The 23,934-nt window shown below is 39.3% G+C and carries 21 protein-coding genes; 2 read left to right on the top strand and 19 right to left on the bottom strand.

Going from position 1 to position 23,934, the window contains the following annotated elements; all coding sequences use genetic code 11:
* Positions 1-6: 6 nt before the first annotated feature.
* The 5 genes from IEV09_RS03345 to IEV09_RS03365 form a co-directional block, all read right to left on the bottom strand.
* Positions 7-1,989: a peptide ABC transporter substrate-binding protein gene (locus IEV09_RS03345; protein WP_188366861.1), complete on the bottom strand. Its 1,983-nt coding sequence runs from the start codon at positions 1,987-1,989 to the stop codon at positions 7-9.
* 340 nt (positions 1,990-2,329) lie between these two features.
* Positions 2,330-3,223, bottom strand: coding sequence for a metallophosphoesterase (locus tag IEV09_RS03350; protein ID WP_188366862.1), 894 nt, complete (start codon positions 3,221-3,223; stop codon positions 2,330-2,332).
* A 15-nt stretch (positions 3,224-3,238) separates the two neighbouring features.
* Positions 3,239-3,610, bottom strand: a complete 372-nt coding sequence (locus IEV09_RS03355; RefSeq protein WP_188366863.1) for an iron-sulfur cluster biosynthesis family protein — start codon at positions 3,608-3,610, stop codon at positions 3,239-3,241.
* 82 nt (positions 3,611-3,692) lie between these two features.
* Positions 3,693-4,415 carry a DUF2786 domain-containing protein gene (locus IEV09_RS03360; protein ID WP_188366864.1) on the bottom strand — a complete coding sequence of 241 codons (723 nt, stop codon included), beginning with the start codon at positions 4,413-4,415 and terminating at the stop codon, positions 3,693-3,695.
* A gap of 63 nt (positions 4,416-4,478) precedes the next feature.
* Positions 4,479-5,201: a hypothetical protein gene (locus tag IEV09_RS03365; RefSeq protein WP_188366865.1), complete on the bottom strand. Its 723-nt coding sequence runs from the start codon at positions 5,199-5,201 to the stop codon at positions 4,479-4,481.
* 177 nt (positions 5,202-5,378) lie between these two features.
* On the opposite strand from IEV09_RS03365, the gene IEV09_RS03370 reads away from it, so the two are divergent.
* Together IEV09_RS03370 and IEV09_RS03375 are read left to right on the top strand one after the other, a co-directional pair.
* Positions 5,379-5,822 carry a YueI family protein gene (locus tag IEV09_RS03370; protein WP_188366866.1) on the top strand — a complete coding sequence of 148 codons (444 nt, stop codon included), beginning with the start codon at positions 5,379-5,381 and terminating at the stop codon, positions 5,820-5,822.
* A 31-nt stretch (positions 5,823-5,853) separates the two neighbouring features.
* On the top strand, positions 5,854-6,255 hold the full coding sequence (locus IEV09_RS03375; protein ID WP_188366867.1) for a hypothetical protein: 402 nt from the start codon (positions 5,854-5,856) through the stop codon (positions 6,253-6,255).
* A gap of 82 nt (positions 6,256-6,337) precedes the next feature.
* Here the strand turns inward: IEV09_RS03375 and IEV09_RS03380 are convergent, their stop codons facing one another.
* From IEV09_RS03380 to fakA, 14 genes are all read right to left on the bottom strand, one after another.
* On the bottom strand, positions 6,338-7,060 hold the full coding sequence (locus tag IEV09_RS03380; protein WP_188366868.1) for a hypothetical protein: 723 nt from the start codon (positions 7,058-7,060) through the stop codon (positions 6,338-6,340).
* 179 nt (positions 7,061-7,239) lie between these two features.
* The gene (locus IEV09_RS03385) at positions 7,240-7,440 is read right to left on the bottom strand and encodes a cold-shock protein (RefSeq protein ID WP_188366869.1); all 201 of its coding nucleotides are present in this window, start codon (positions 7,438-7,440) and stop codon (positions 7,240-7,242) included.
* A 209-nt stretch (positions 7,441-7,649) separates the two neighbouring features.
* Positions 7,650-7,850 carry a hypothetical protein gene (locus IEV09_RS03390; RefSeq protein ID WP_188366870.1) on the bottom strand — a complete coding sequence of 67 codons (201 nt, stop codon included), beginning with the start codon at positions 7,848-7,850 and terminating at the stop codon, positions 7,650-7,652.
* Between the two features lie 163 nt (positions 7,851-8,013).
* Positions 8,014-8,490, bottom strand: coding sequence for an IS200/IS605 family transposase (tnpA, locus tag IEV09_RS03395; RefSeq protein ID WP_188366871.1), 477 nt, complete (start codon positions 8,488-8,490; stop codon positions 8,014-8,016).
* Between the two features lie 230 nt (positions 8,491-8,720).
* The gene (gene gshAB / locus IEV09_RS03400; RefSeq protein ID WP_188366872.1) at positions 8,721-10,988 is read right to left on the bottom strand and encodes a bifunctional glutamate--cysteine ligase GshA/glutathione synthetase GshB; all 2,268 of its coding nucleotides are present in this window, start codon (positions 10,986-10,988) and stop codon (positions 8,721-8,723) included.
* Positions 10,989-11,217: 229 nt separating this feature from the next.
* On the bottom strand, positions 11,218-11,736 hold the full coding sequence (locus IEV09_RS03405) for a GNAT family N-acetyltransferase (RefSeq protein ID WP_188366873.1): 519 nt from the start codon (positions 11,734-11,736) through the stop codon (positions 11,218-11,220).
* An 80-nt stretch (positions 11,737-11,816) separates the two neighbouring features.
* The gene (ftsY, locus tag IEV09_RS03410; RefSeq protein WP_188366874.1) at positions 11,817-13,046 is read right to left on the bottom strand and encodes a signal recognition particle-docking protein FtsY; all 1,230 of its coding nucleotides are present in this window, start codon (positions 13,044-13,046) and stop codon (positions 11,817-11,819) included.
* A 5-nt stretch (positions 13,047-13,051) separates the two neighbouring features.
* Positions 13,052-13,870 carry a Cof-type HAD-IIB family hydrolase gene (locus tag IEV09_RS03415; RefSeq protein ID WP_188366875.1) on the bottom strand — a complete coding sequence of 273 codons (819 nt, stop codon included), beginning with the start codon at positions 13,868-13,870 and terminating at the stop codon, positions 13,052-13,054.
* A complete protein-coding gene (gene smc, locus IEV09_RS03420; RefSeq protein ID WP_188366876.1) occupies positions 13,863-17,456 on the bottom strand; it encodes a chromosome segregation protein SMC in 3,594 nt (1,197 codons plus the stop codon). Before smc ends, IEV09_RS03415 begins: the two co-directional genes overlap by 8 nt.
* A 13-nt stretch (positions 17,457-17,469) precedes the next feature.
* Positions 17,470-18,162 carry a ribonuclease III gene (rnc, locus tag IEV09_RS03425; protein ID WP_188366877.1) on the bottom strand — a complete coding sequence of 231 codons (693 nt, stop codon included), beginning with the start codon at positions 18,160-18,162 and terminating at the stop codon, positions 17,470-17,472.
* Positions 18,163-18,502: 340 nt separating this feature from the next.
* A complete protein-coding gene (acpP, locus tag IEV09_RS03430) occupies positions 18,503-18,745 on the bottom strand; it encodes an acyl carrier protein (RefSeq protein WP_229731660.1) in 243 nt (80 codons plus the stop codon).
* A gap of 131 nt (positions 18,746-18,876) precedes the next feature.
* On the bottom strand, positions 18,877-19,881 hold the full coding sequence (gene plsX / locus IEV09_RS03435; protein ID WP_188366879.1) for a phosphate acyltransferase PlsX: 1,005 nt from the start codon (positions 19,879-19,881) through the stop codon (positions 18,877-18,879).
* A 235-nt stretch (positions 19,882-20,116) separates the two neighbouring features.
* Positions 20,117-22,150, bottom strand: coding sequence for an ATP-dependent DNA helicase RecG (gene recG, locus IEV09_RS03440; RefSeq protein ID WP_188366880.1), 2,034 nt, complete (start codon positions 22,148-22,150; stop codon positions 20,117-20,119).
* An 81-nt stretch (positions 22,151-22,231) separates the two neighbouring features.
* The gene (fakA, locus tag IEV09_RS03445; protein ID WP_188366881.1) at positions 22,232-23,896 is read right to left on the bottom strand and encodes a DAK2 domain-containing protein; all 1,665 of its coding nucleotides are present in this window, start codon (positions 23,894-23,896) and stop codon (positions 22,232-22,234) included.
* Positions 23,897-23,934: the final 38 nt, after the last annotated feature.

The following is a 23,934-nucleotide window of genomic DNA, read 5'->3' on the forward strand; positions in this document are numbered from 1 at the left end:
AATCCTTTATTTTGCCGCTGCTTCTTTTGCAGCAGTCCATTCGTCATGTGCTTTGTCGAATTGCTCAACTGTTACGATGTCTTCTTGTAACTTCACATATTTCAACTTGTCTGCTGTAATTCCTGCCCAGCCATCAGGTTTCGTGAACGGTACAACTTTCGTTACACGTGGTAAACCTTCATCTGAGTTAACTGGAATTTGGATAACGTTGTTTAATAACCATGCTTCTGCATCGGCATAAGCGTCAAAACGAGCGTCATCGTTGTCAAAGATTGCTGATGCTTTGTCTAATAAAGCATCGTATTCTGTTAATTTGATTGCTTCTTTTGCTGCTGTTGATGGGTCTTCACCTTGAACAATTGCAGAACCTTCAAGACCTAATGTTTTTAACATATCCCCTGTACGAGAATCGTAAATGTTTAAGTAGCTTGATGGGTCAACATAGTCAGGTCCCCAACCAGATGCGTTAGAGATATCAAAGTCACCAGCTGCACCAGTTGTTGCTTGGTACGTTGCTTGTAAGTATTGATCGTTACTTAGCATTTGGATATCAACTACAACATTGTCTGTTCCTAATGATGCTTCAATCGTGCTCTTCAATGATTTCACTTGGTTGACAGAAACTTCTGCAGTACTATCCACTGGAATATCTAAGTGAATCGGGAATTTCACGCCATCTGCTTCTAAATCTTTACGAGCTTTTTCAATGTATTGTTTTGCTTTTTCAGCATTGAAGTAGCCATCTTGGCCTTCTTCTAACTCAACATCGCCAAACGCTTCGCCATCAAGTGCGCGTAATTTCGTTTCTACAGCATCACCGAATGGTTTACCTTCGATTGATACGAATTGTGTTGGAACAAGTGTGTTACGTAAGCTGCGGTCCGCACCTTCGTCACCCACGTTTTGTGCACGGTATGAACGTGTGTCAAAACCGAATAAAACAGCTAGACGGAAATCGCGGTTACGAATCGCTTTTTGTGTATCCGTGTGTTCTGCTTCTGATGTTTTAGACGTTGCATCAAACGTACCACGGTTAAAGTTAAACGTTACGTTAAATGTAGAGCCACCTGGTAATGACCAAGTTACGCCTTCTGGGTGTGCTGCTAATACATCTTTATAACCTGGTGAGTTCGGATACACACGTGCTGCACTTAATGTACCGTCTTCAAATTGTTTGAATAAGCCATCTGGATCTTTTCCATCGTTATACGTCCATTTTACAGTATCGTAATGAACGTTGTCTGCATCCCAGTAGTCTTCATTTTTCTCATATTCAATCACAGATTTCGCTGTATTGTTTTTTAAGATATATGCGCCATTATAAAGAATTGCGTCTGGAGATGGTTGCCCAAAAGCATCACCTTTAGAAGTTAAGAATTCTTCATTGATTGGGTATAAAATCCCGTAAGTTGTTTTAGAGTTCCAGAATGATTCTGGTTGATTTAAAGTATATTCTAATGTGTAATCATCAACAGCTTTAACGCCAACTTCATCGAAATTAGAAGTTTTACCTTCAATATAGTCGCTTAAGCCTTTGATACTGTTACCAACGATATATAATGTTTCAGATTTTTTGTCAACGGCATGTTTCAAACCAGTTACCCAGTCATGAGCCGTTACTTCTGCCCCATACTCATTTCCTTCACTGTCCATCCATTGAACGCCTTCACGGATTTTGTAAGTGTAAGTTAAACCATCTTCGCTTACTTCCCATGATTCAGCCATTGCAGGAACTAACTCACCTAATGGGTTGTTCTCTAATAAACCATCTACAAAGTTTGTAAAGTGATCACCGTTTGTTTTACGTTGAGAAACTGTGTAATCCAACGTCTCTAAATCTGTTGCAAAGACTGTGTTATAAGCTACCGGTGCTGTTGAGCCACCTTCGTCTTTTCCTTTATCACTGCTGCCCGTGTCGCCGCCTGTGCTACAAGCTGCAAGTACAAATGTACTAACCAATACAGTTGCTAAAACCTTCCTTACTTTCATGTATACTCCTCCATTTTCCTTTTCTTCTCTACTTTTCCCGATTTTTCATAACTTTTCAAATCACAAGAAAGTTCTTTCAAAAATTTGAATTGTCTGAACAATTAGATAAGCATGAGAGAATGATACCTGATTTTTATTTGCCCGTCAATCTTTTTTTAATAATTAATTAAAAAAGACGAGGAAAAACGAAGATTATACAAAAAAAAGCATAGAAAAGGGTGATTTTCTTATGAAAATCACATTTATCCATTTTCTTATGCGTTTTCTTTTTTTCGTTCTTCGTGTCTATTTATGAGAATATAAATAGTTTTTTTATTCTCCACTTACTTGATTATTGAAATTAATAATGAATAATCGTCATTCCGACTTGCAATTCTTTCAACAGATGCTCTTCTTTGTGAACTTGGTAAAGCGCTCGATTGTCACGCAAGACACTTCTTAACTTATTCGGACGATACTTTTCGACTAATTGATGATCAAAAACAAAGTCTCGTGTAATCTGCCATTCATAGTAATAACCAAATGGTCGACAATGATACCAAGTGCCGGCTAGCATTTTAGGCTCAAAGCGTCGATGCGTATGACCAAAGATGACATGTTCGACTTGTTGATAACGATCAATCACCTTACCAAAATCCTCTGATCCTAGAAAAGCATTTAATTGGTTCCAACGTACATGTTCACCTGTATGTTGAATAATAAATTCCCGTTTCGGAACAAAATGCGTCGAAAGAATCACTCGCTTGTCTTTTGGTAATTGCTTAAGATACTCATCTAACTTTCGATTAATTTTTTGGCTAATAACTGGGTCACTTCCTGTACGATGAATTTTTCGATCGTACCAATACAAGTCCTTCAAGCGTTTATTCTTCGTTAAATCAGGGTTCTCCGCAAATTGATAATCATACCAACCATTCACACCCACTAATAAAACTTCCTCGGACAATGCATACGACTTAAAATTCAAAAAAGCGTCTTGCTCGTATCCTTCAATTTCTTTTTCACCGATTAAGGTCACCATCTCATGGTTCCCCCAATGAAAAGTTGTTGGTAATAACTGCTGAAACTGTGCAACAGTTTCTAACGTTTCATCAGCGGTATTCGCGATATCGCCCGCAAAATGCAAATGCGTGATTCCTATTTCGAGTAGATAGTTTCCAATACGTTCTAGCGCGATAGCATTCAAACCATTAATATCGACATGTAAATCACTAATTATAGCTAATTTTCCCACTTAGTAAAAACTCCCCTAATTCTTTTTCAACACAATTCTTTTTAATGGAAGGTTTGCAGCTAAAATCCCAGCATTTGAACGCAACTGGATCCGTTGATAACTTGGTTCAATGGCGATTTCAACTTCTTTATCTAATAACATTTGCGACGTTTTCTTCATATATACAGTCCCCATCTGTGTTTCAAGCAAATCGTTGTAATCTGCTAGCTGATTTTCCGGAAATTCTTGCGGGACAAGTAACAAACGAAAATTAGGATATAACTGGCAAGAAACAGCATCTTCTGTAAATGGACCAATCGCATCTTCAAAATCAAGCAACAGACGATCACCTGCTTGACGTTGCTTTTCGATGACTGCTTGTGCTTCTTTTGTGATTTGTAATTTCATTTTTGATTCCCCCTATTGTTCTCTTTCTCCTTCTAGTCTACTGCTTTTCCATCCTTTTTTCACGAAAAGACACTCAGCAGTCTTATGACTCCTTGAGTGTCCTTTTGGTAAAATCGATTTGTTTTCCGGTTTGATACCCCTCTTGATACGCTTCTACCACATTCACATTGGGTGCTTGTAGTGCCAGTGCCTTGCCCCATTGACTAGAAAGCACTCGATAAGCTTCTTCTACTACTTCTGGAATTAAAACCAACAATTCATAACTTTCTCTTAATTGCGCGACTTGTTCAGTGAAACGTTCATCCAACCCACTTAAAAAACCTCGTAGGTAACTGGTTTTCAAACTTTCCGTTACATAGCGATTCCGAGCTTGTTTGGCATGCGTTTGATAATACTGATTCACAAACGTCCGACTATGAAACAACAGTACCTCATAGGCCAACAGATACATTTCTTTCGCTAATTCCAAATCTTTCACCAGACCATAAAAAACAATTTGGCGTTTCGCTTGCTTGCCGATTGTTTTCGTATTCATAAAATATTTCACTCGAAAATTTTGTGAAATGATTTGCGCTAAATAGCGTTCCCACCAATACAAGCGCTTATAGACCGTGACGGGTTCTTCTTGAATCGCTGCCCTCTCATCCGGCCGCGATTGCCCAGTCAATTCTGAAGCATCCAGGCCATACTGTAGCATGAGCTTTTGCGCTAACATAAAGGCCGACTGACTTTCTTCATCGTTTTTTTCATCTTGCGCAATCGCTAAAAGTCCGCGAATTTTTCTAATAATTTTTTGATTATCCATTTATTTACTCATTTCTATTTCACTACCGCCTTCAAAGTAAGCATCACTTTTACAAGGCAGACCTTAACTTATTTTTAACTTTAATTTATTTGATAATAAGCGCTTCGTCTCCGGTGCTTTGATATTATTAATCAAAATTTCAATTACATAGGCTTCTTCTGGTTGATAACGATCAATCAGCTCTAGCGCTTTTTGGACAAGATCTGCTTGCTCATCGATCACTATCAATGTCTCATCCATCCATCGTGTCCACGCATCATTGTGCTCACGAAATTGTTCTTTGAAAGCCATTTGCAGCTTCTGAACGTCCACAGTCGTTGTTGTCAATTTCAAAGGCACCTGACTATTAAAACTAGAACCGCTAATTGGGTATTGATCTTTAATGTCAAACAATACCATAATATCATTTTGCAAATCAAACTTTTGTTGCACAATACGTAATTTTTCTTCCGCCTTTTCGTTATCTGCCAAAGGATCAACCGCTAACTGAAATGCAGCAATCAGGTTCTCATTTTCATTCTTTAGTTTTAACAGTTCCTCTTGGATCGAAGTTAAATCATTCAGACGAATGCCGGAAACTAAAAAACCAGCTTCATCTGTCAAGTCATCAATCGCAATCGTCCATTTTCCCATATCGCCTACCTTGGATTGATTTGACTTTACTGTCAGAAGGGCTTCATTTTTCTTTGTTATTTGTTCTTTTTCACGCAAATCTCGATAAAAAAAGAGACCGAGTATCATAAATAAGATGATGATGAGTAAAACAGACAATGCTTTTTTCTTCATTCCATCCTCCTTGATTTTTTATTTTCACGTTTATTAATACTAATTTTACGCTATCTTTGTTTTTTTGTACAGTCGGTCAAAAATCATTTGTTTTTTCAATCATGTGCCGTCTGCAATAGCTTGCGTTATTTAAAACTGTGTTATAATAGAAGCAATAAATGGGATAAGGAGAATTGTATGACCGATAATTTACAACAACGAATCGATCAATCAGCATCTGGCACACCATTGCTGAAACCAGATGAACAAGCCAAGTATTTAGGAACTTTCCGTGAACGTTGCTATGTCAGCATGACCGTTGCACAAATGAAAAAGGAGACAAGCCAAACGTTATTGATTCGTGCACTCACGAAGTATCCTGAGGCTAAAATTCTCATTAACGGCCATTTACCAACAACTTTACAGAGCAACTATATCCAAACGGTTACTAGTAAGCAGCACGCATTTACGATTGTTACGCCGAAATCCGCTCTTACTGAAGATGCCATCGGTCTGTTACTCGTTTCCGATCAAGCCGTTCACGAAGAAGTGATCGATATTGAAGAGAAATTTCAGAAAAAAACAACGTCCACGAAGCAACCTGTAAAAGACAAAAAAAGTTTTTGGAACAAATGGTTTTAACAACCGTTATTCTCGAAAGGAGTTTTTGAAGATGCCTACGTACCTCGCACTAAAAGAAGAACTGACCGACGCCCTTGACATTCACATTGATATTTTAAAGGACACTGCCACGATTGATTATGAATCACTAGACGGTGTTATATTTATGATGCGTAGCTTTGGTTTTATTTTTGATCGCGCCCCTCGCGTATTGTTTGACGAAGACCCTGAAGAAATGAATTTCTTGATGTTCCAGTATTACAGTTTGCTCAGTGAATTAAAATACAACTTATTATTGAACTACTCTTATTCCAAAATTCATCAACGAACACTCATTCAAATCGTGCAAGATTTCCCCACTACCTACGAAAAAGAAATGAAAGAATGGTGGGAAGGTTTGACTGGCTTACACGTGGATGACACAAAGCAAACCATTTTGATTAACGATTTGTGACCGATTTAATTTTTCGATTATTGTCATAGCGAAAACACGAAGACCGCTTAGAGTGAACCTTTAGCGACTTCGTGTTTTTCGTTTATAATTGGTCAAAAACAGCTGTGCGTAACTCACCTGTCATTTGTGTCCGCAAAGCGATTTTGGTCTCATCGGCTGTAATGTTATTCAGTAAGATTGTTAATTCTTTCGCGTCTTTGACTTGAGAATCCTCAATTATTCTTGTCGCAAAATCCACCGCAATGACTTGTCCTTCAATCGCATCCAACGAGTCTTTCATCATCGTTACCCAGGTTCCTGATTGGTGTTCAAACGTTTGTTCAAAGTTTTTTTGAATCGCAATCAGATCATCCCAGACAAGCCTTGATTTTAGTGGCAGTTTGGCATTATAAACCCCTTGATTAATCGCCGTTCCCCTTACAAATAACTGATTGACTTGCTCTTGGAAGTCAAAACGTTGGCGAAGCGTCTCAAGTTTCTCCTCCACCCGCTCGACGTGACGAACCGCATTGGATTTTAACTTGTATGTTGCAATCAACTGTTCATTTTCAGCTTTAACCGCAGCAAGTTCTTCTTCTAACCGCGTGAAGTCTGCCTCTTGGATATCGAATTTCAAATAACCTGAAGCATCGGTTAATTGCTCAACCGCCAATGACAACTCACCATTTTTCCCAACTGCTTTTTGGTTGATTTCAACGACCGACTGCGCCTCTTCTCGCTTGTCGATTTGCACTTTTTGATGAATAACCGTACCTACACCCAACGTCATAAGCCCAACCAACACAATCCACTTTTTCTTACTCATTTTACTCCTCCTTTATTTTTTAACCCCTACAACATTGAAATTAATTAAAAAACGACAGTATTTATAAACATTCTAACACGTAAACGCTTAACATTTAAAGCAAAAACCAATTTTTACAAATAAAAAAACACGTACCATCAGGTTTCCCTAATGATACGTGTTATCAATTTAGATTTAAATTAAGCTTTAACGATGTTTACTGCTTGTAAACCACGTTGGCCTTCTTCGATTTCGAAAGTCACTGCTTGACCTTCGTCTAATGATTTGAATCCTTCACCTTGGATAGCTGAGAAATGTGCGAAAACATCTTTCCCATCTTCTGCTGTGATGAAACCAAAACCTTTATCTGCGTTAAACCATTTTACTGTACCGTTATTCATAAACGTTACCTCCATATTACACATCAAGTGTGTTTATTTTGCAATTCAAACTTAAGTGTAAATAGACGTGTTACTGACTGATTTTTACGCAATAAACAAATCTGAATGACAGATCAAGAAAGACTACCTTCAAAGAATAACATGTTTTTGTGAACATTGCAATACTTTTCTCTTAAGAACTTCATTTTTTTTCGATTTCCTTTCAAATCTTACGTTTTTATTGTGATTTTTCTGTCTTTAATTATCATAATTTGATTAAAACGACTAAGACTATCACTATTATGAGAAATCAGTAATACGATTTTCTCTTCTCCGTACTTCCTTTTAAATGAAACGAATAATTGCAGTATTAAATAAGAGAGAAATTTTAATTTATGATTCATCCCGTTGATTAATTCTTTTGTTGTCATTTTAGACTCATCCATTCTTTGATTTATTTTGCCAATCAAAACCTCCAGTGTGAACTGGAGGTTTGTTCTTCGGCTGAAAGCCTCTTTTGCCGGCCTGAGCCTGAAAGGCTTACCGAATCGGTTTCCCTCATGCACCACATTTACTCGCAGATCCTAAAAGGATCTAGGTTTTCTTTTGATTTTTTTCGCCTGTAAACAGGTCATACTCTTCAAACAGCGTTAGCTGGTCTGCTACGTAATCATCTTGAATTTGATTACGAATATATTCTTCAATTTGTTTTTTATTTCTGCCAACAGTATCCACATAATAACCTCGACACCAAAATTTTCGATTGCCATAGCGATATTTTAAATTTACATGGCAATCGAATATCATCAAACTGCTCTTGCCTTTCAAATAACCAATGAAACTAGAAACACTTAATTTGGGTGGGATACTAACCAACATATGGACATGCTCCCTACATGCATTGGCCTCTATAATTTCAACACCTTTCCTTTCACATAATTCTCTCAATATCTCTCCAATACTTTGTTTGTATTTTCCATAAATAATTTGCCTTCTGTATTTAGGTGCAAAAACAATGTGATACTTACATTTCCAAGTCGTGTGTGATAAACTTTGATTGTCCGTTTTCATAAGGAACCTCCTATTTGATTGATAGTTTGTGGTCGGGAAACCAAATCTATTTTATCATTTTAGGAGGATTTTTTTTATACCACGCTGGAAGCTTTTTAGAACCACCCGCATAGCAGGTGGTTTTCAATACAGACAATAAAAAAAAACCAAGCCGGCACCTTTTTAAGAAAAGGTACAAGCTTGGTTCACTTTGTATTCTGTTAAAAAACATTCTTTATGAAGCGATTTTTTTATTTCGTAAATGCTTCTGGGAATAAGAGTTCGAGTACGTCCATTGTTAAGCGACGGCCCTTACCTGAGTAAGGATAAATATGAATCATCATCGCCGGGTTGAAGTTTCCTTCAATAATCCCATAGGCACCTGGTTCATTTGGGTCCACGTTATAATCTGGGACAATGAAATCAATGCCACAAATCACCGCTCCCAATGCTTCGACTGCTTTGACTGCGATTTCCTTATACGCATCTGAAAAGACATCAGTCATATCGATCGAGTCACCACCGCTACTAATGTTGGAATTCTCACGCAAGTAAACAATTTCGTCTTTTGCTGGAATATCCGTCATTTTGTACCCTTGTGATCGCAGGGCAATTTTTTCTAATTCGCCTAATTGAATTTTTTCAAGTGGCGTTCGATGATGCTCGCCACGTAAAGGATCTTCATTTTTTTCAGCAACCAGCGCTTCAATTGTACGGAGGCCATCGCCTTTAACGTTGGCTGGTACACGAAGTAATATCCCTTTAACCTCGCCATTGATGACAAAGAAACGATATTCTGTTCCTGGTAAAAACTCCTCCACTAAGACTTCACTATCTTCACTAAAAGCGACTTCTAGTGCAGCCTTATAATCTTCAAAGCTTGCGCCGTCTTTAAAAATTGAAATCCCTAAGCCATAGTTGGTTGATTTTGGTTTAACAACAAAGCCTTGATCCGCAAATTCTGGATACGCTTGAATCGCTGCTTGGATATTCGAAAACTCGCTGCCTTTTGGTACACGATAGCCTGCTTTATCCAAAACTTTTTTCGTGACGATTTTGTTTTCCATAAGTAAGGGTACGATATAACTATCTTTACTCGTCATGTTACCATTCTTAACGTATTCGGAATGCCCATTAAAAGTCAATTTCAAAAATTGATCCGTGTCATCTAAAACTTCCACTTGAATCCCTTTTTGAATGGCATCAAACATAAAAATTTGAGTCGATAATTCCATTTGCGTAAAACCAGCTAACTGATAGGGATGTTCCCACGCACGTTTATAATTTGCTGTAGCAATCGTGGTTGCAACTTCTTTTTGAGATGTTTCTTGGCTCGCTTGATACAATTGACCAGCAAGCGTTGCGGATGGATTATCCACCATGTTAAAGACGCTCGCTAATAAGTTCGGCGAGATGTCCAACTCACGTTCTTCAACAAAAAGCGTTAAACCTTCGAGTAGCGCTCGGGCTTCTTCTTGATACGTGGTCACATTTAAGGGATGTTCTAACGCCACTTGCTCATTTTTATTTTCGCCTTCTGCGACCCACTCATCCGCGTCGACACCTTCATCTTGCCATAAAAGGAATAATAAGAATAAATGCAAGAACTCGACTTGCTCTTCACTGATTCCCCAATAACCAAATGGATTTAAATCAATGTTACGCAGCTCAATGTAACGAATCCCTGCTGTTGCAAGATCGGCCATTTTCTTACCGCCACGGAAGCGAACCGATGAATAGAATTCTTTTTCTTCTGACAGTTTCCCTTCAATGACCATCCGCTCTAGATCAGATAAATAACGATTTAAATTTTGGTATGACACTTGAACATCGCCATGATTTTTATAACCATATGAACTGTTACGAATACTGCGAACCGGTTCATTTGGTCGGTCTTCACTATCAAAATAATTCGCTTCACTTGTCGGTGTAGCACCAAATAAATACGTGATTAACCATGAATAGTGTAAATAGTTACGTGTCACTTTTAAGTACACTTCGGTTTTAAAATCAATATATTCGGTGTATTTATTTTGTAAGGCAAACATTTTGTGCAACAATTCATCACTAAATTCAAAATTAAAGTGAATTCCGCTGACCATTTGCTTACGACGGCCATAGGTTTTGGCTAAATAACGACGATATAACACATCTGAAAAACGTTCTAAATCAGCAATTAAAATGTCTTCTTCTTTTTCAGGTAATGCAGGTGGCATGCTAAGCGGCCAAATCATTTCCTCTGGATTCATCGAGCGATAAGCAACATCATGAATTCCCGATAAAAAATCAAACAATTCTGGAATGCTTTCTGCAACAGGTGTAATTAATTCTAATTGCGTTTCAGCAAAGTCGGTTTGTATATATGGATGGAATTGACGATTCCCTAAACTGCTTGGATGTTCCGTTGTGACCAAATCCCCTGCTAACGTCACGCGTTGGCCTTCACGTTCGACACCATAGCGCGCTTTAAGTAAGTAAGGTTGCAACTCCTTTTTTGATAGGAGAATTTTAAAGTTCATAGTAAGGCTCCTTTTTACTCTATAATAAATTCCATTATATCAAAGAAAAAGCGAAAGGGTTTCTTTTTTGTTTGTGATTTTCATTTATCCAAAGAAAAGGCAATTTTTCATTATTCATAACTTAGAAATAGCAAAAAAATCTATTCCGTGTGCTCATCATCGGGATGATACCACAGAATAGATTTGACTGATTATTCAATTGAAGCGAAAAAAATAACGTTGTTAATTTCTACGACAATACCCTTCTAAATGTCAGGAAACGCAATTCTTCCCCTTTTAAAGTAACGGTTTCTGGTACCGCATCGACTGCAACAAATCCGGTCTTCGTCATTACTTCTTGTGCGCCGAGATTGCGATCGGTTGTCTGAGCAAACAATTGAGTGATTCCTAAGTCAATCGCAAACTCGACTAAACGTTCGACCCCTTTTGTTGCAACGCCTTTGCCTGTATACTGCTCATCGACACGATAGCCAATATAGGCCGTTTTCTTTTTATAATCGTAATCAATATCCATTAGATTGACTCTGCCGATGATCCGATTTTCTTCATTTCGAATCACAAAAAAATAATCTTTCCCTTGTTTTTGACTCTCCAACAATAAATTATTCCGCTCCACAAATGTTTCATAGTTAAAATAATCTTCGCCACGAGAAGGGACATATTTCTCAAAAAATGCTTTGTTCTTTGTCTCAAAATCAAATAATTGATTAAAGTCACTACTTTTCATTTTTTCAATCGTTATATTCAAATAAACGCCCCTTTTCTTAATCTTTCCCCCAACCAACCATTCAAAAAAAGAACGATTACTCGCTCCTTTTTTCAGTCGGCTTACTCTTCTTCTATTAGTCCTTTAAATAATCCCATGACAAAATCATTTGGATTAAAGACTTCTAAATCATCAATGCCTTCACCTAGTCCGACAAGCTTGACTGGTAAATGGAGTTCATTGCGAATCGCTAAAACGATCCCACCTTTTGCGGTTCCGTCTAATTTAGTTAAGACAAGTCCCGTCACATCGGTGGTTTCTTTAAATTGCTTCGCTTGAACCATCGCATTTTGCCCTGTTGTTGCATCCAATACGAGAAGTACTTCATGCGGTGCATCTGGTGCTTCTCGTTGGATAATACGCTTAATTTTATCTAATTCTTTCATTAAATTGACTTTGTTTTGTAGACGACCAGCCGTATCGACTAATAATACGTCAGCTTGTTGCTCTTTGGCTTTGACCATCGCATCAAACACCACTGCTGCCGGATCACCACCTGCGGCACCACGAACGACTTCCACTCCGGCGCGTTCACCCCAGACGACTAACTGATCAATTGCTCCAGCACGAAACGTATCCGCTGCGGCTAGTAAAACTTTCTTCCCAGCTTGTTTGTATTCATGCGCCAATTTCCCGATACTCGTTGTTTTGCCGACGCCGTTGACCCCAACAAACAACATCACGGTTAACCCATTTGGTTGGATATTTAAATCGTTGACTTCATTAATTCCTTCAGCTTCATACAGATCAACCAATTTTTCGATAATCGCGTTTTGAACCGCTGCAGGCTTCTTAATGTTTTTCAATTTAACTTCTTGACGCAATTCCTCGGCAATACGCATCGACGTCTCAAAACCAACATCGGCGCCAATCAAGGTTTCTTCAACTTCCTCAAAGAATTCTTCATCGACACTGCGGAAATTAGCAAACAATTCATTCATACGTTCTTTAAAAGTCTTACGTGTTTTTTCTAAGCCTTTATCGTATTTCGCTTGAACATTTACTTCGTTAACTGGCTCAACGACTTCTTCTGTCACAGGCTCTGATTCGACTTCAACGACAACTTCCACCGATGTTTCTTCAGCCACTTCTTCTGTCGGTAGGTCTTCGATTGTCACGGATTCATTGACGATTGAAGAAGCTTCATCACTTGCAACGACTTCTTCGACTTGTTCCTCAACGACTGCTTCATCGGTTGATTCTTCAATGACTTCTTCAAGCAACGGCTCTACTTGTTTATCTTCTTCTTTTTCCTTTATAAAGGCTTTTTTTAACTTATTAAATAATCCCATGTCGATTACCTCCCCTCATTCAAAACATATTTTTCGATTGCTTGTGCAACACCGTCAGCTTCATTTGATGACGTCACGGCATCCGCAGCTTGTTTGACTTCTTCTGTCGCATTGGCCATTGCCACACCTAAACCAGCATAATGCAACATTGATAAATCATTTTCTTCATCACCAATCCCCATCACATTGGCCGGCTCTAGGCCCAAATCACGAGTTAACAATGATAAGCCATACGCTTTAGTGACACCTTTTGGCATGAATTCAAGTAGCATCTCACGGCTCTTAATCACTTCAAATTGTTCACGAATTTCGACTGGAATTTTTTTGATTTGTTGATCCAAAAACACTTGGTCAAAACCGATTACCGCTTTGTTGTAAACACGCTCTGGATCAAGTTCATCCAATCCGACCCAAAAATGAGTTAATAAAGGATTCATCGTCGCATAAAGCGATTCATTTACTGCGGAAGTTGGTAAGTGGTAAACTTTTTCCTCCGACAAAACATCTAGCGGTAAATCCAACGATTGTGCTAATTCAATCAAGTACTGTAACTCATCAAATCCTAAATGATTCTTCTCGATGATTTCTCCCGTATCATTGCGTTGAACTAAGCCACCGTTAAAAGTCACACTATAATCGCCCGGCTCTTCTAAATTCAGCTCCGCTAAAAACGGATGGATTGCTGACAATGGACGTCCCGTACAAACAACGACTTTGACACCTTGAGCTTTCGCTTTGGCAATCGCTGCTTTATTTCTAGCTGAAATTTCTTTCTTATTATTTAACAAGGTACCATCTAAATCAATGGCGACTAATTTAATCATGCTTGGCTCCTTCTAATTGCTGTATTTCTGAATCTTTCGTGACGTCTTCTAAACGTACAGAAACAATTTTAGAAACGCCTGATTCTTCCATCGTCACACCATATAAAACGTCGGCTGATTCCATCGTCCCTTTACGATGCGTCACCACGATAAACTGTGTCTCATTTTGGAAGGTCCGTAAGTAATTTCCAAAACGTAAGACGTTCGCCTCATCCAGTGCCGCTTCGACTTCATCCAGCACACAAAATGGTACCGGACGCACTTGAATAATCGAAAAGAGTAATGCGATCGCTGTTAACGCTCGCTCGCCCCCTGAGAGTAAACTCAAGCTTTGCAGCTTCTTACCCGGTGGTTGGGCTTCAATTTCTATTCCAGTATGCAACAAGTCCTCTGGGTTTGTCAAAATAAGCTCTGCACGTCCGCCCCCGAACATATTCGGAAAGACTTTTTTGAACTCTCGACGCACGCCTTCGAAGACTTCCTTAAATCGACTTTTGACTTCCTCATCCATCTCAGACATCGTTTCAAATAATTGTGTCTTAGCTGAAATCAAATCATTTTGTTGTCCCGTTAAAAAGTCGTACCGCTCTTTGACTAAATCAAATTGTTCAATCGCGTGAAGATTGACTGGTTCTAGATCGGTCATTGCTTGACGCAACCGTTGAATTTCGGCTTGCTGTTCATTGGTTTTGGCAACTAAGCCGTACATCGACAATCCTTGTTCATACGTGATTTGATGTACTTCCTGTAAATAAGCTAAACGATTGTCGAGTAGAATATCTAAGCGACTACGCTCAACTTCCAATGCTGTTTTAGCTTCCAGCAGGCTCTTTTGCTGTTGGTTGGCTTCACTTAATATCTGATCTTTCTCACGAATCGCCTGTTGTACAGCGACTCGTTGATTACGTGTCGTTTGGATTGTCGCTTGTAGTGTTTCTTTTTCAGCGATTAATTGATCAATCTTTTGACGTAAACTTTCTTCGGTCATCTCATGACTGGAAAAGTCGGTTGATAAATTCGCTAAATATTGACGAATAATCGTCGCACGACTTTCTTGTTCTTCAATTTGTTGCATAAAGTGCGTTGTTTGTTGACGCAAATGGGTACATTGTTCTTTTGAAACAGCTAAACGTGACTGAATTTGCGCCACATTTTGTGTCGCTGCTTGACGTTTTTCTTCCAAACTATCTTCTTCATTCGTGAGTGTTTGGATTTCCTCCGTAATGCGCGCCAACTGGGCTTCGATTTCTTTTAGTAACGTTTGATTCCGTTCTTTTTCTTCTCGATAAGTCGTCAAGAATGTTTGAACATGTGCCGTTTCGTAAGCAAAAACTTTCATTTCTTTATGAATGCGATCGATTTCAACTTGTAAATGTTGCTGTTGGTTACGTGCCTCTTGCTCGGCCATTTTAGCGGCTTCACCTGAGTCTCGCAACTGTTCTAACGTTTCTCTCGCCGATTTCATTTGTTGTTCAAAGGTTTGAACTTGTTTTTCAACCACTTGCAGTCGTTGCGTTAGTTGCTCACTGCGACTCGTTAGTTGTTGCAATTCTTGATTTTGGCTAAAGAGGCTCCCTTGTTGTCCACGTTTGGTCGCACCACCGGTCATCGAACCACCTGCATGCATAATGTCGCCTTCTAGGGTCACGATACGATAGCGATATTGCAATTTACGAGCTAACGCATTGCCGGATTCTAAGTCTTCCGCAATTAACGTCGTTCCAAGTAAATTCCCCATCACACCGGCAATTTTTTCTTCATACGTCACAAGTTCGCTTGCCACACCTAAGTAGCCCTCGACACTCGTTGCTTGCTGTTGGATACTTACAGGAATTTGACGTGCGTGAATCGTCGTCAATGGTAAGAATGTCCCACGCCCACCACGACTGCGCTTCAAGAACGAGATTGCTTGACGCGCATCGCTTTCGGTTTCAACAATTAAATTTTGCGCACCATTTCCAAGTGCGGTTTCAATCGCTAATGTATACATGTCTGGCACTTCAACAAGTTCCGCTACCGCTCCGACAATCCCCGATAACTCATGACGGTGTTGTAAAATATGACGCGTTCCTTGATAAAAACCACTATAGTTTTCTTGAATTTCTTGCAGACTCTTTTTACGTGCTTGCACTTGTTGCAATTCTCTCATTAAGTCAAACATCTTCGCTTGTCCTTGTTCGAATTGCATTTGGTTTTCTTTTAACTTTTCTTGTAATTGTAAATAAGAAGTACGTTGTTGTTCTAACTGGGCTTGCTCGGTTTTTAATTGTGTACGATTGGTTTTAAAAACCGCTTCTTTTTCAGCTAATTCTTGTTCTAGTGCCGCTTGTTTTTGCATAACGTGTTGGTTTTGGCTCGTTTCTTGTAAATATTGACGTTCCAAGTATTTCAACTCGTTGCTTGTACTTGCTTGTTGCTGTAGGTAATCGACATACTGCCCACGCAATTCTTCAATTAATTCTTTTGCTGTTTTTTGATATTGCACTAATTCCAATTGACCTTGCTCTAGGTCTTTTTCGAGCGTTTGCACCTCGCCATTTTTTTGTGACAGATCAGCCAAACAAACAGCTTTGTCTTCTTCTAACTGCGCCATTTTATCTTGAATTTCAGCCAGATTTTCTTGATACTCACTGACACTTTTTTCGGTATGCTTCGAACGCTCTAACAACACGTCACGTTGACCTTGGGCTTGTTTTAAATCCTCAACTAACGAAAGGTGGCGTTCATTGTGCGCTTCGAGTGCTTCGTCAAGTTGACTACGTTCTTCACGTAAACGATTCAGTGCCGTCTCTTCGTCAATCACCGCTTGACTCGCTGCTTGGACTTGAACTTTCAGTTGCGTTACGCGCTGACTTTTCTCATCAAACTGGGTTTTGGCTTCTGAAATTTCCGCTACAATGTAGGCAATATCCAATTCAGTAAATGATTCTTTTAAGGTCAAATACTGCTTCGCATTCGCACTTTGAGTCGCAAGCGGTGCTAATTGTTCCTCTAATTCATAGACAATATCTTGCACACGATTTAAGTTATCTTCCGTCTCGAATAACTTTTGCTCCGCTTGTTTCTTACGTTGTTTGTATTTTAAAACACCGGCTGCTTCTTCGAAAATTCCTCTACGGTCTTCTGGCTTGCTACTAAAAATCGCCTCGACTTTCCCTTGTGAGATAATCGAAAACGATTCTTTTCCAAGCCCCGAATCCATAAATAATTCTTGAATGTCTTTCAAGCGACATGCCTGTTTATTCAAAAAATAATCACTGTCACCACTACGTGAAATACGACGTGTGACACTAATTTCATTATATTCTAGTGGTAAATATTGGTCTTCATTTGAAAGTACAATCGTAACTTCTGCAAGATTCAGCGCCTTACGCGTATCTGAACCCGCAAAAATAATATCGGGCATACGACCGCCACGTAAACTCTTAACCGACTGTTCCCCTAATACCCAACGAATCGCTTCTGTAATATTACTTTTTCCACTGCCGTTTGGACCGACAATCGCAGTAATGTTTTCTTCAAAATCAATTACCGTTCGATTCGCAAACGATTTAAACCCTACAATTTCAATTCGCTTTAAATACACTGTTGATCCTCTCTTAATGCAGATTACGCTCTAATGCATTGGCTGCTGCTGCTTGTTCTGCTAATTTTTTTGATTTACCGTACCCTTCGCCAATTTTTTGGTCGTTGCAATGTACCTCTGTCCAAAATTGTCGATTGTGAGCCGGTCCTTCTTCTTTAATTAAACGATATTCAATATTGACATCGCCTGATTGTTGTAACACTTCTTGTAATTTGGTTTTATGATCCATCTCATGTGAAAAAGCACCCGCTGTAATTTTAGGGAATACAATTTTTTCTAAAAATAAATCGGCTCCAGCTAACCCTTGATCAATATATAAAGCGCCTAAAAAAGCTTCAAATAAATCACAAAGTAGCGCTGGCCGTGTTCGCCCACCTGAATGCTCTTCGCCTTTACCTAAACGAATGTATTGATCAAAGTGGCATTCTTTCGCAAATTTCGCTAAACTGTCTTCACGAACAATGGCTGCACGTAGCTTGGTTAATTTCCCCTCTGGTACCGTTGGATATTCACGATATAAAAACTGTGAAACGAGCAATTCCAACACCGCATCGCCTAAAAACTCTAAGCGTTCATTGTCAGATAGTTGTAAATATCGATGCTCATTCACATAAGATGAATGGGTAAAAGCTTGCTCTAAAAGCTCTCCTTTTGAAAAGGTGATGCGGTATTCTTCTTTTAATTTTTTTAGTAAGCCTTGGTCCATCTAATCCAGTCCTTTCCTTTGTTCTCACACTTCACTATTATAATCGTTTTTCAATGATTATGAAACCTAAGCTAGCGCTTCCTAACGAATTCTTTTGGTTTTATTTGTTCATTCAAGCATTCCGCTAATCGATTCGCCTTAAGTTTCACTTTTAATCAGTGTTCTTCGTTATTATCTAAAGCGTTTTGCGCCATTTGACGCTTTTTCCCATCTGAAAAGAGACCTGATAATCCATTCTTCACCCACTTAAAATAGCATGCAATGTTCATTATTCGAACCAATAAACGCAAAAAAAGCAACGGACTGTTGAATCATCCATTGCCTTTCATTGATGGCTTACTTAAACTAAATGTTTTTCGATATAGTCAACTGCTGCACCTACTGTTTGAATTTGTTCTGCATCTTCATCTGAAATTTCAGTTGAAAAATTTTCTTCTAATTCTAGAACAAATTCCATGACACTGATTGAGTCAGCATTCAAATCTTCTTTAATTCTCATCGTATCGGTTACTTTATCTTCCTCGATTTCAAAATGATTAGCGATTACTGATGCTACTTTTGCAAATATTTCATCACGCGTCAATTGCATTCACCTCCACATTATTGGACAAGGTCTAAAAAGGACTATGTCAATTTTATCGATTTATGACTGATTTGTCTAGCTTTTTTTCAATTTTGTTACATTTATGTCGATTTGAAGTCACAAAACAGGACTTAATCCTGTGATTTTGGTTCAAATTTTTCAACTAAATGAGCCACAACTTGCGATTCTAACATCGTGTGAATTTGACGAATTGTCGTCGCAACCGCTTCTGGACCCGTTGATCCATGCGTTTTTACGACTGGTGCTTTCAGACCGAATAGCACGGCACCACCATATTTTGCATAGTCCATTTCGTCTTTTAAGTTTTTCAAGGCATCTTTTAATAAAAGTGCGCCGATTTTCCCTTTAAGCCCTGAATCTAAAATCGATTTCTTCAATAAGCTCACAATATTTAACGCTGTACCTTCAATTGATTTTAAAACAGCATTTCCAGTAAAGCCATCTGTTACTACAACGTCTGCGACACCCGTTAAGATATCACGCGCTTCGACGTTACCAATGAAATGAATGCTTTCTTCTTGTGACAGCAATTCAAAGGTTTTTTTCGTCAACTCACTGCCTTTTGTTTCTTCCGTTCCATTGTTTAATAAACCAACACGTGGTTTCTTGATACCACGGACGTTTTGCGCATAAAAGGAACCTAAAATACCATATTGAACCAAGTGCTCTGGCTTATTATCCGCATTCGCTCCAAGGTCTAACAAATCAAATCCGGTATCTGAACCAATCACTGGCATGGTTGATAATAACCCTGGTCGCTCAATCCCTTTAATTCTTCCAACAATTAGTAACCCGGCTGCTAAAAGTGCGCCGGTATTTCCAGCTGAAAAAATCGCATCCGCTTCGCCATTTTTCACGGCTTGTGCCGCTAAAACCATCGAAGCTTGCTTTTTACGACGAATCGCACGAACGGGTTCATCGTCACTATTAATTTTTTCATCGGTATGTATAATTTTAATGTTTGATTGGTCATTCGTTAAGTATTTCTTAATTTCTGATTCTTTTCCGTATAATTGGAATTCAATTGTCGGGAAATCTTTGCTGGCTAATAACACGCCTTCTACAATTGCTTGTGGGGCATTGTCGCCGCCCATTGCATCAACAGCAATTCTCATTGCACTCGGCACTTCCTTTCATTTTCATTGAATAGTATAGCATATTTTTTCTTTGGCATGCATCATTGATTTCGGGAGCTGTTATTGAGCCAAAGATCTCAACTTGAATGCATTGATTCATCCCTTTTCGAGCTACGATTTCTTGCACCTTAACACTTGATTTATAACTTTAATCAATCCGTATAAAAAAGATAGCGATTTCGGAGATAAGGCGCTGAACATCTTTTTTATAACTTTAATCAAAATATTGTCCTTCTTTTTGTTCGCCTAGATAGTTCACGAGTGGTTGGTAATCTGGTAAGATTTCCCAGCCTTTTTGTTGTAAGATGCTTTCGGCTTCAATTTTTGCGACTTCTAAGATGTGCCCATCTGCTACGAGATCTGCGGTCGCAAATTCAGGTAAGCCTGATTGTCGATTACCAAAAACTTCCCCAGGGCCGCGTAACTCTAAATCTTTTTCACTGACGATAAAACCATTCGTCGTTTCCGTCATAATTTGCATGCGCTTCTTACCGGTATCGTTTTTCGGATTTGCAACGAGAATACACGTAGATGCCGCCGCACCACGACCGACACGTCCGCGCAATTGATGAAGCTGAGCAAGACCGAAACGATCGGCATCAATAATAATCATCATCGTCGCGTTCGGCACGTTTACACCAACTTCAATCACGGTCGTTGACACGAGGATTTGGCTTTCGTTGTTCTTAAAGGTTTCCATAATGGCATCTTTTTCTTGGTTTTTCATTTTCCCATGGAGCAAACTGACTTGGTAACGATCGCCATAAAAGTCTTGTAACTCTTCAAAAATCGTCACGGCGTTTTGCACGTCGAGCATTTCGGATTCTTCAATTAACGGACAGATGACATACATTTGATGTCCTTTTCCTAATTCTTCCAGACTGGCTTCTAGCACTTTTTCAAGTTGCGGTGGTTTGACCCAACGTGTGATGACAGGGATTCGACCGGCCGGTAATTCATCAATAATCGAAACATCCATTTCGCCATACGCCGTAATCGCTAACGTTCGTGGAATCGGCGTGGCTGTCATAAATAACACGTCTGGTTTTAATCCCTTCTCACGTAAAACTTTACGTTGGTTCACCCCAAAGCGATGCTGCTCATCGGTAATAACAAAGCCTAAACGAGCAAAATTGACGTCTTCTTGAATCAAAGCATGCGTACCGACTAGGACGTCAATTTCACCACTGGCTAACTGGCTTAAGATTTCTCTTCGCTCTTTGACTTTTGTCGAACCCGTCAGCAAAGCGACTTTGATATCAAAGCCCTCATATAATTGCTGCAAACTCTCCATGTGTTGTTGTGCGAGAATTTCGGTCGGTACCATCAACGCCCCTTGAAACCCCGCTGTTTTCGTCGCATAAAGCCCAATTGCCGCAACAACTGTTTTCCCACTTCCTACGTCTCCTTGAAGCAAGCGTTGCATGTGGTTTGGACTGAGCAAATCGCGACAAATTTCGTTTGTGACACGTTTTTGGGCACCGGTTAACTCAAATGGCAATTGCTGAGTAAAAGCTTTCAACGCATCGACATCATACGAAATCGCCATGCCGTTGCTTTCTGACTTCTCTTTTTGTTTTAATTGTTGCAATTGCATTTGAAATAAGAAAAACTCCTCAAAAACCACACGTCGCTTGGCTTGATGGTGCTCTGTGGCATCTTTTGGAAAATGCATGGCATACATCGCTTCTTGACGCGACAACAGGCGATACTTTTCAATTAAGGATAAGGGTAAATTTTCTTCAATCGCGTCATAGTAATGCTCAAATCCTTGCTTAATTAATTGAATCAACGTCGCTTGCCGCACGGCTTTATTTACACTATAAATCGGTGCAAAATCTTCCTCTTGCTTTGGTGCTAAGATTTTCATCCCTGTTAAGCTTTTACGTTTGGCATCCCATTTGCCGTAAACAGCAATTTCGGTCGAGACTTCCACCTTATCCTTTAAATACGGTTGATTAAAAAATGACACGGCAAAAACATCGTGTTCTTGCATCATACGAAATTGTAAACGTGATTTTTTATAACCAAAACGACTCAAAACTGCCGGAGAAACGACCAATCCTTTAATCGTGACTTTCTCTTGATCCTGAATCTCGGCTAACTTTCTTTCTTGAATGTCTTCATAGCGAAATGGATAGTAACCAAGCAACTGTTCAATCGTCTCGATACCTAAGGTCGCTAAGTTCTCAGCCCGTTTGGCGCCGACACCACTTAATTTTGTAATGCTTTCTTTTATATTCACCAAACTGACTCCTTTCTTTGAAAAAAAGCTTGGAACAAACAGTAATGTTCGCACCAAGCTTTTACAATTTTATTTAATTGATTCTTATTCTGCTGCAAAAAGATACGGATAAACCGGTTGATCACCATGATGGATTTCAACTTCAAGCTCGTCATTTAAAGCAAGAATCGCTTCTTCAAATTTCTCAGCTTGTTCTTGAGTACCTTCTTCACCAATAATAATCGTCACAATTTCTGTGTCTTCATCGATCATTTTTGATAAGGTTTCGAAACCAACTTCAAACGCGTCTTTTTTCGATACAACGATTTTACCGTCGATCATTCCTAAAAAGTCGCCTGTTTGAATTTGAATCCCGTCAATTGACGTATCACGAATCGCATGCGTCATTGAACCACTCACAACACTTGAAAGCATTTCGATCATCGCTTCTTTGTTTTCTTCAAGAGTCGCTTGCTCATTGAAGGCTAACATCGCTGTCATCCCTTGAGAAACGGTCTTACTTGGAACAACTACCACAGGAATTTCTGCGACTTCAGCTGCTTGATCGGCTGCCATAAAGATGTTTTTATTATTTGGTAAAACAATCACTTTATCGGCATTGACTTCAGTAATTGCTTTTAAGATATCTTCGGTACTTGGATTCATTGTTTGTCCGCCACTAATCACATAGTTTGCGCCTAAACTCTTGAATAACTCTTGCACGCCCTCACCAGCTGCAATTGCAATAATCGCATATGGTACACGAGGTTTCTTCACAGGTGCTTCATCATTTTCGACCAATATTTCGTGTTGGACACGCATATTGTCTACTTTGATTTTCATTAGTGAACCGAATTTTTGACCATAATTCATCACTTCACCCGGATGCTCCGTGTGCACGTGAACTTTAATGATCTCATCGTCATTCACAACAAGTAGTGAATCGCCTAGTTCGTTTAAGTAGTTACGGAATGTATCGTAATCAAATTCGCTATCAACCGTTGGGCCTTCGCCAATTTTCACCATAATCTCTGTACAGTAACCAAAGGTAATGTCTTCTGTCGCTACGTGATTATGAACGCTACGGTGATGCTCAGCATTAATCATTTCGTCCATTGCAGCGGGTGTATCAAAATTATTTTCTGGAACGTATTCCCCATTTAAGACACTTAGGAAACCTTCATAAATAAATAATAATCCTTGTCCACCACTATCAACGACACCCACTTCTTTTAAGACAGGTAATAAGTCAGGGGTTTTCGCTAATGCACGTTTTGCGCCTGTGACAACAGCCGTCATCACTTCGACACAATCGGTTGTTTCTAGTGCTTTTTTCTCACCAAATTCAGCTGCAACGCGCGCAACCGTTAAAATGGTTCCCTCGACTGGCTTCATTACTGCTTTATAGGCAGTATCCACTCCGTGAGTAAATGCTGCCGCTAAGTCTTTTGCTGTTAAAGTATCTACATTTGGAACTTGTTTTGCAAATCCGCGGAATAGCTGAGATAAGATAACCCCAGAATTCCCACGAGCGCCCATTAATAAGCCTTTTGATAAGTGTGTTGCTAATTCGCCAACTTTTTCAGATGGTGAATCGCTCACGGCTTTCGCCCCACTAATCATTGATAAATTCATATTTGTTCCTGTATCGCCGTCTGGTACAGGAAACACGTTTAATGAGTTGACGTACTCCGCATGCTCTTGTAGACGATCGGCACCAGCCTGAACCATTTCTTGGAACTGGCTTGCGCGAATATTCGTTACTTCCACTGATAATCCTCCTTAAAAATCAACTACTTCACAGTAGT

It is taken from the genome of Enterococcus alcedinis (assembly GCF_014635985.1).
Taxonomy (GTDB): domain Bacteria; phylum Bacillota; class Bacilli; order Lactobacillales; family Enterococcaceae; genus Enterococcus_I; species Enterococcus_I alcedinis.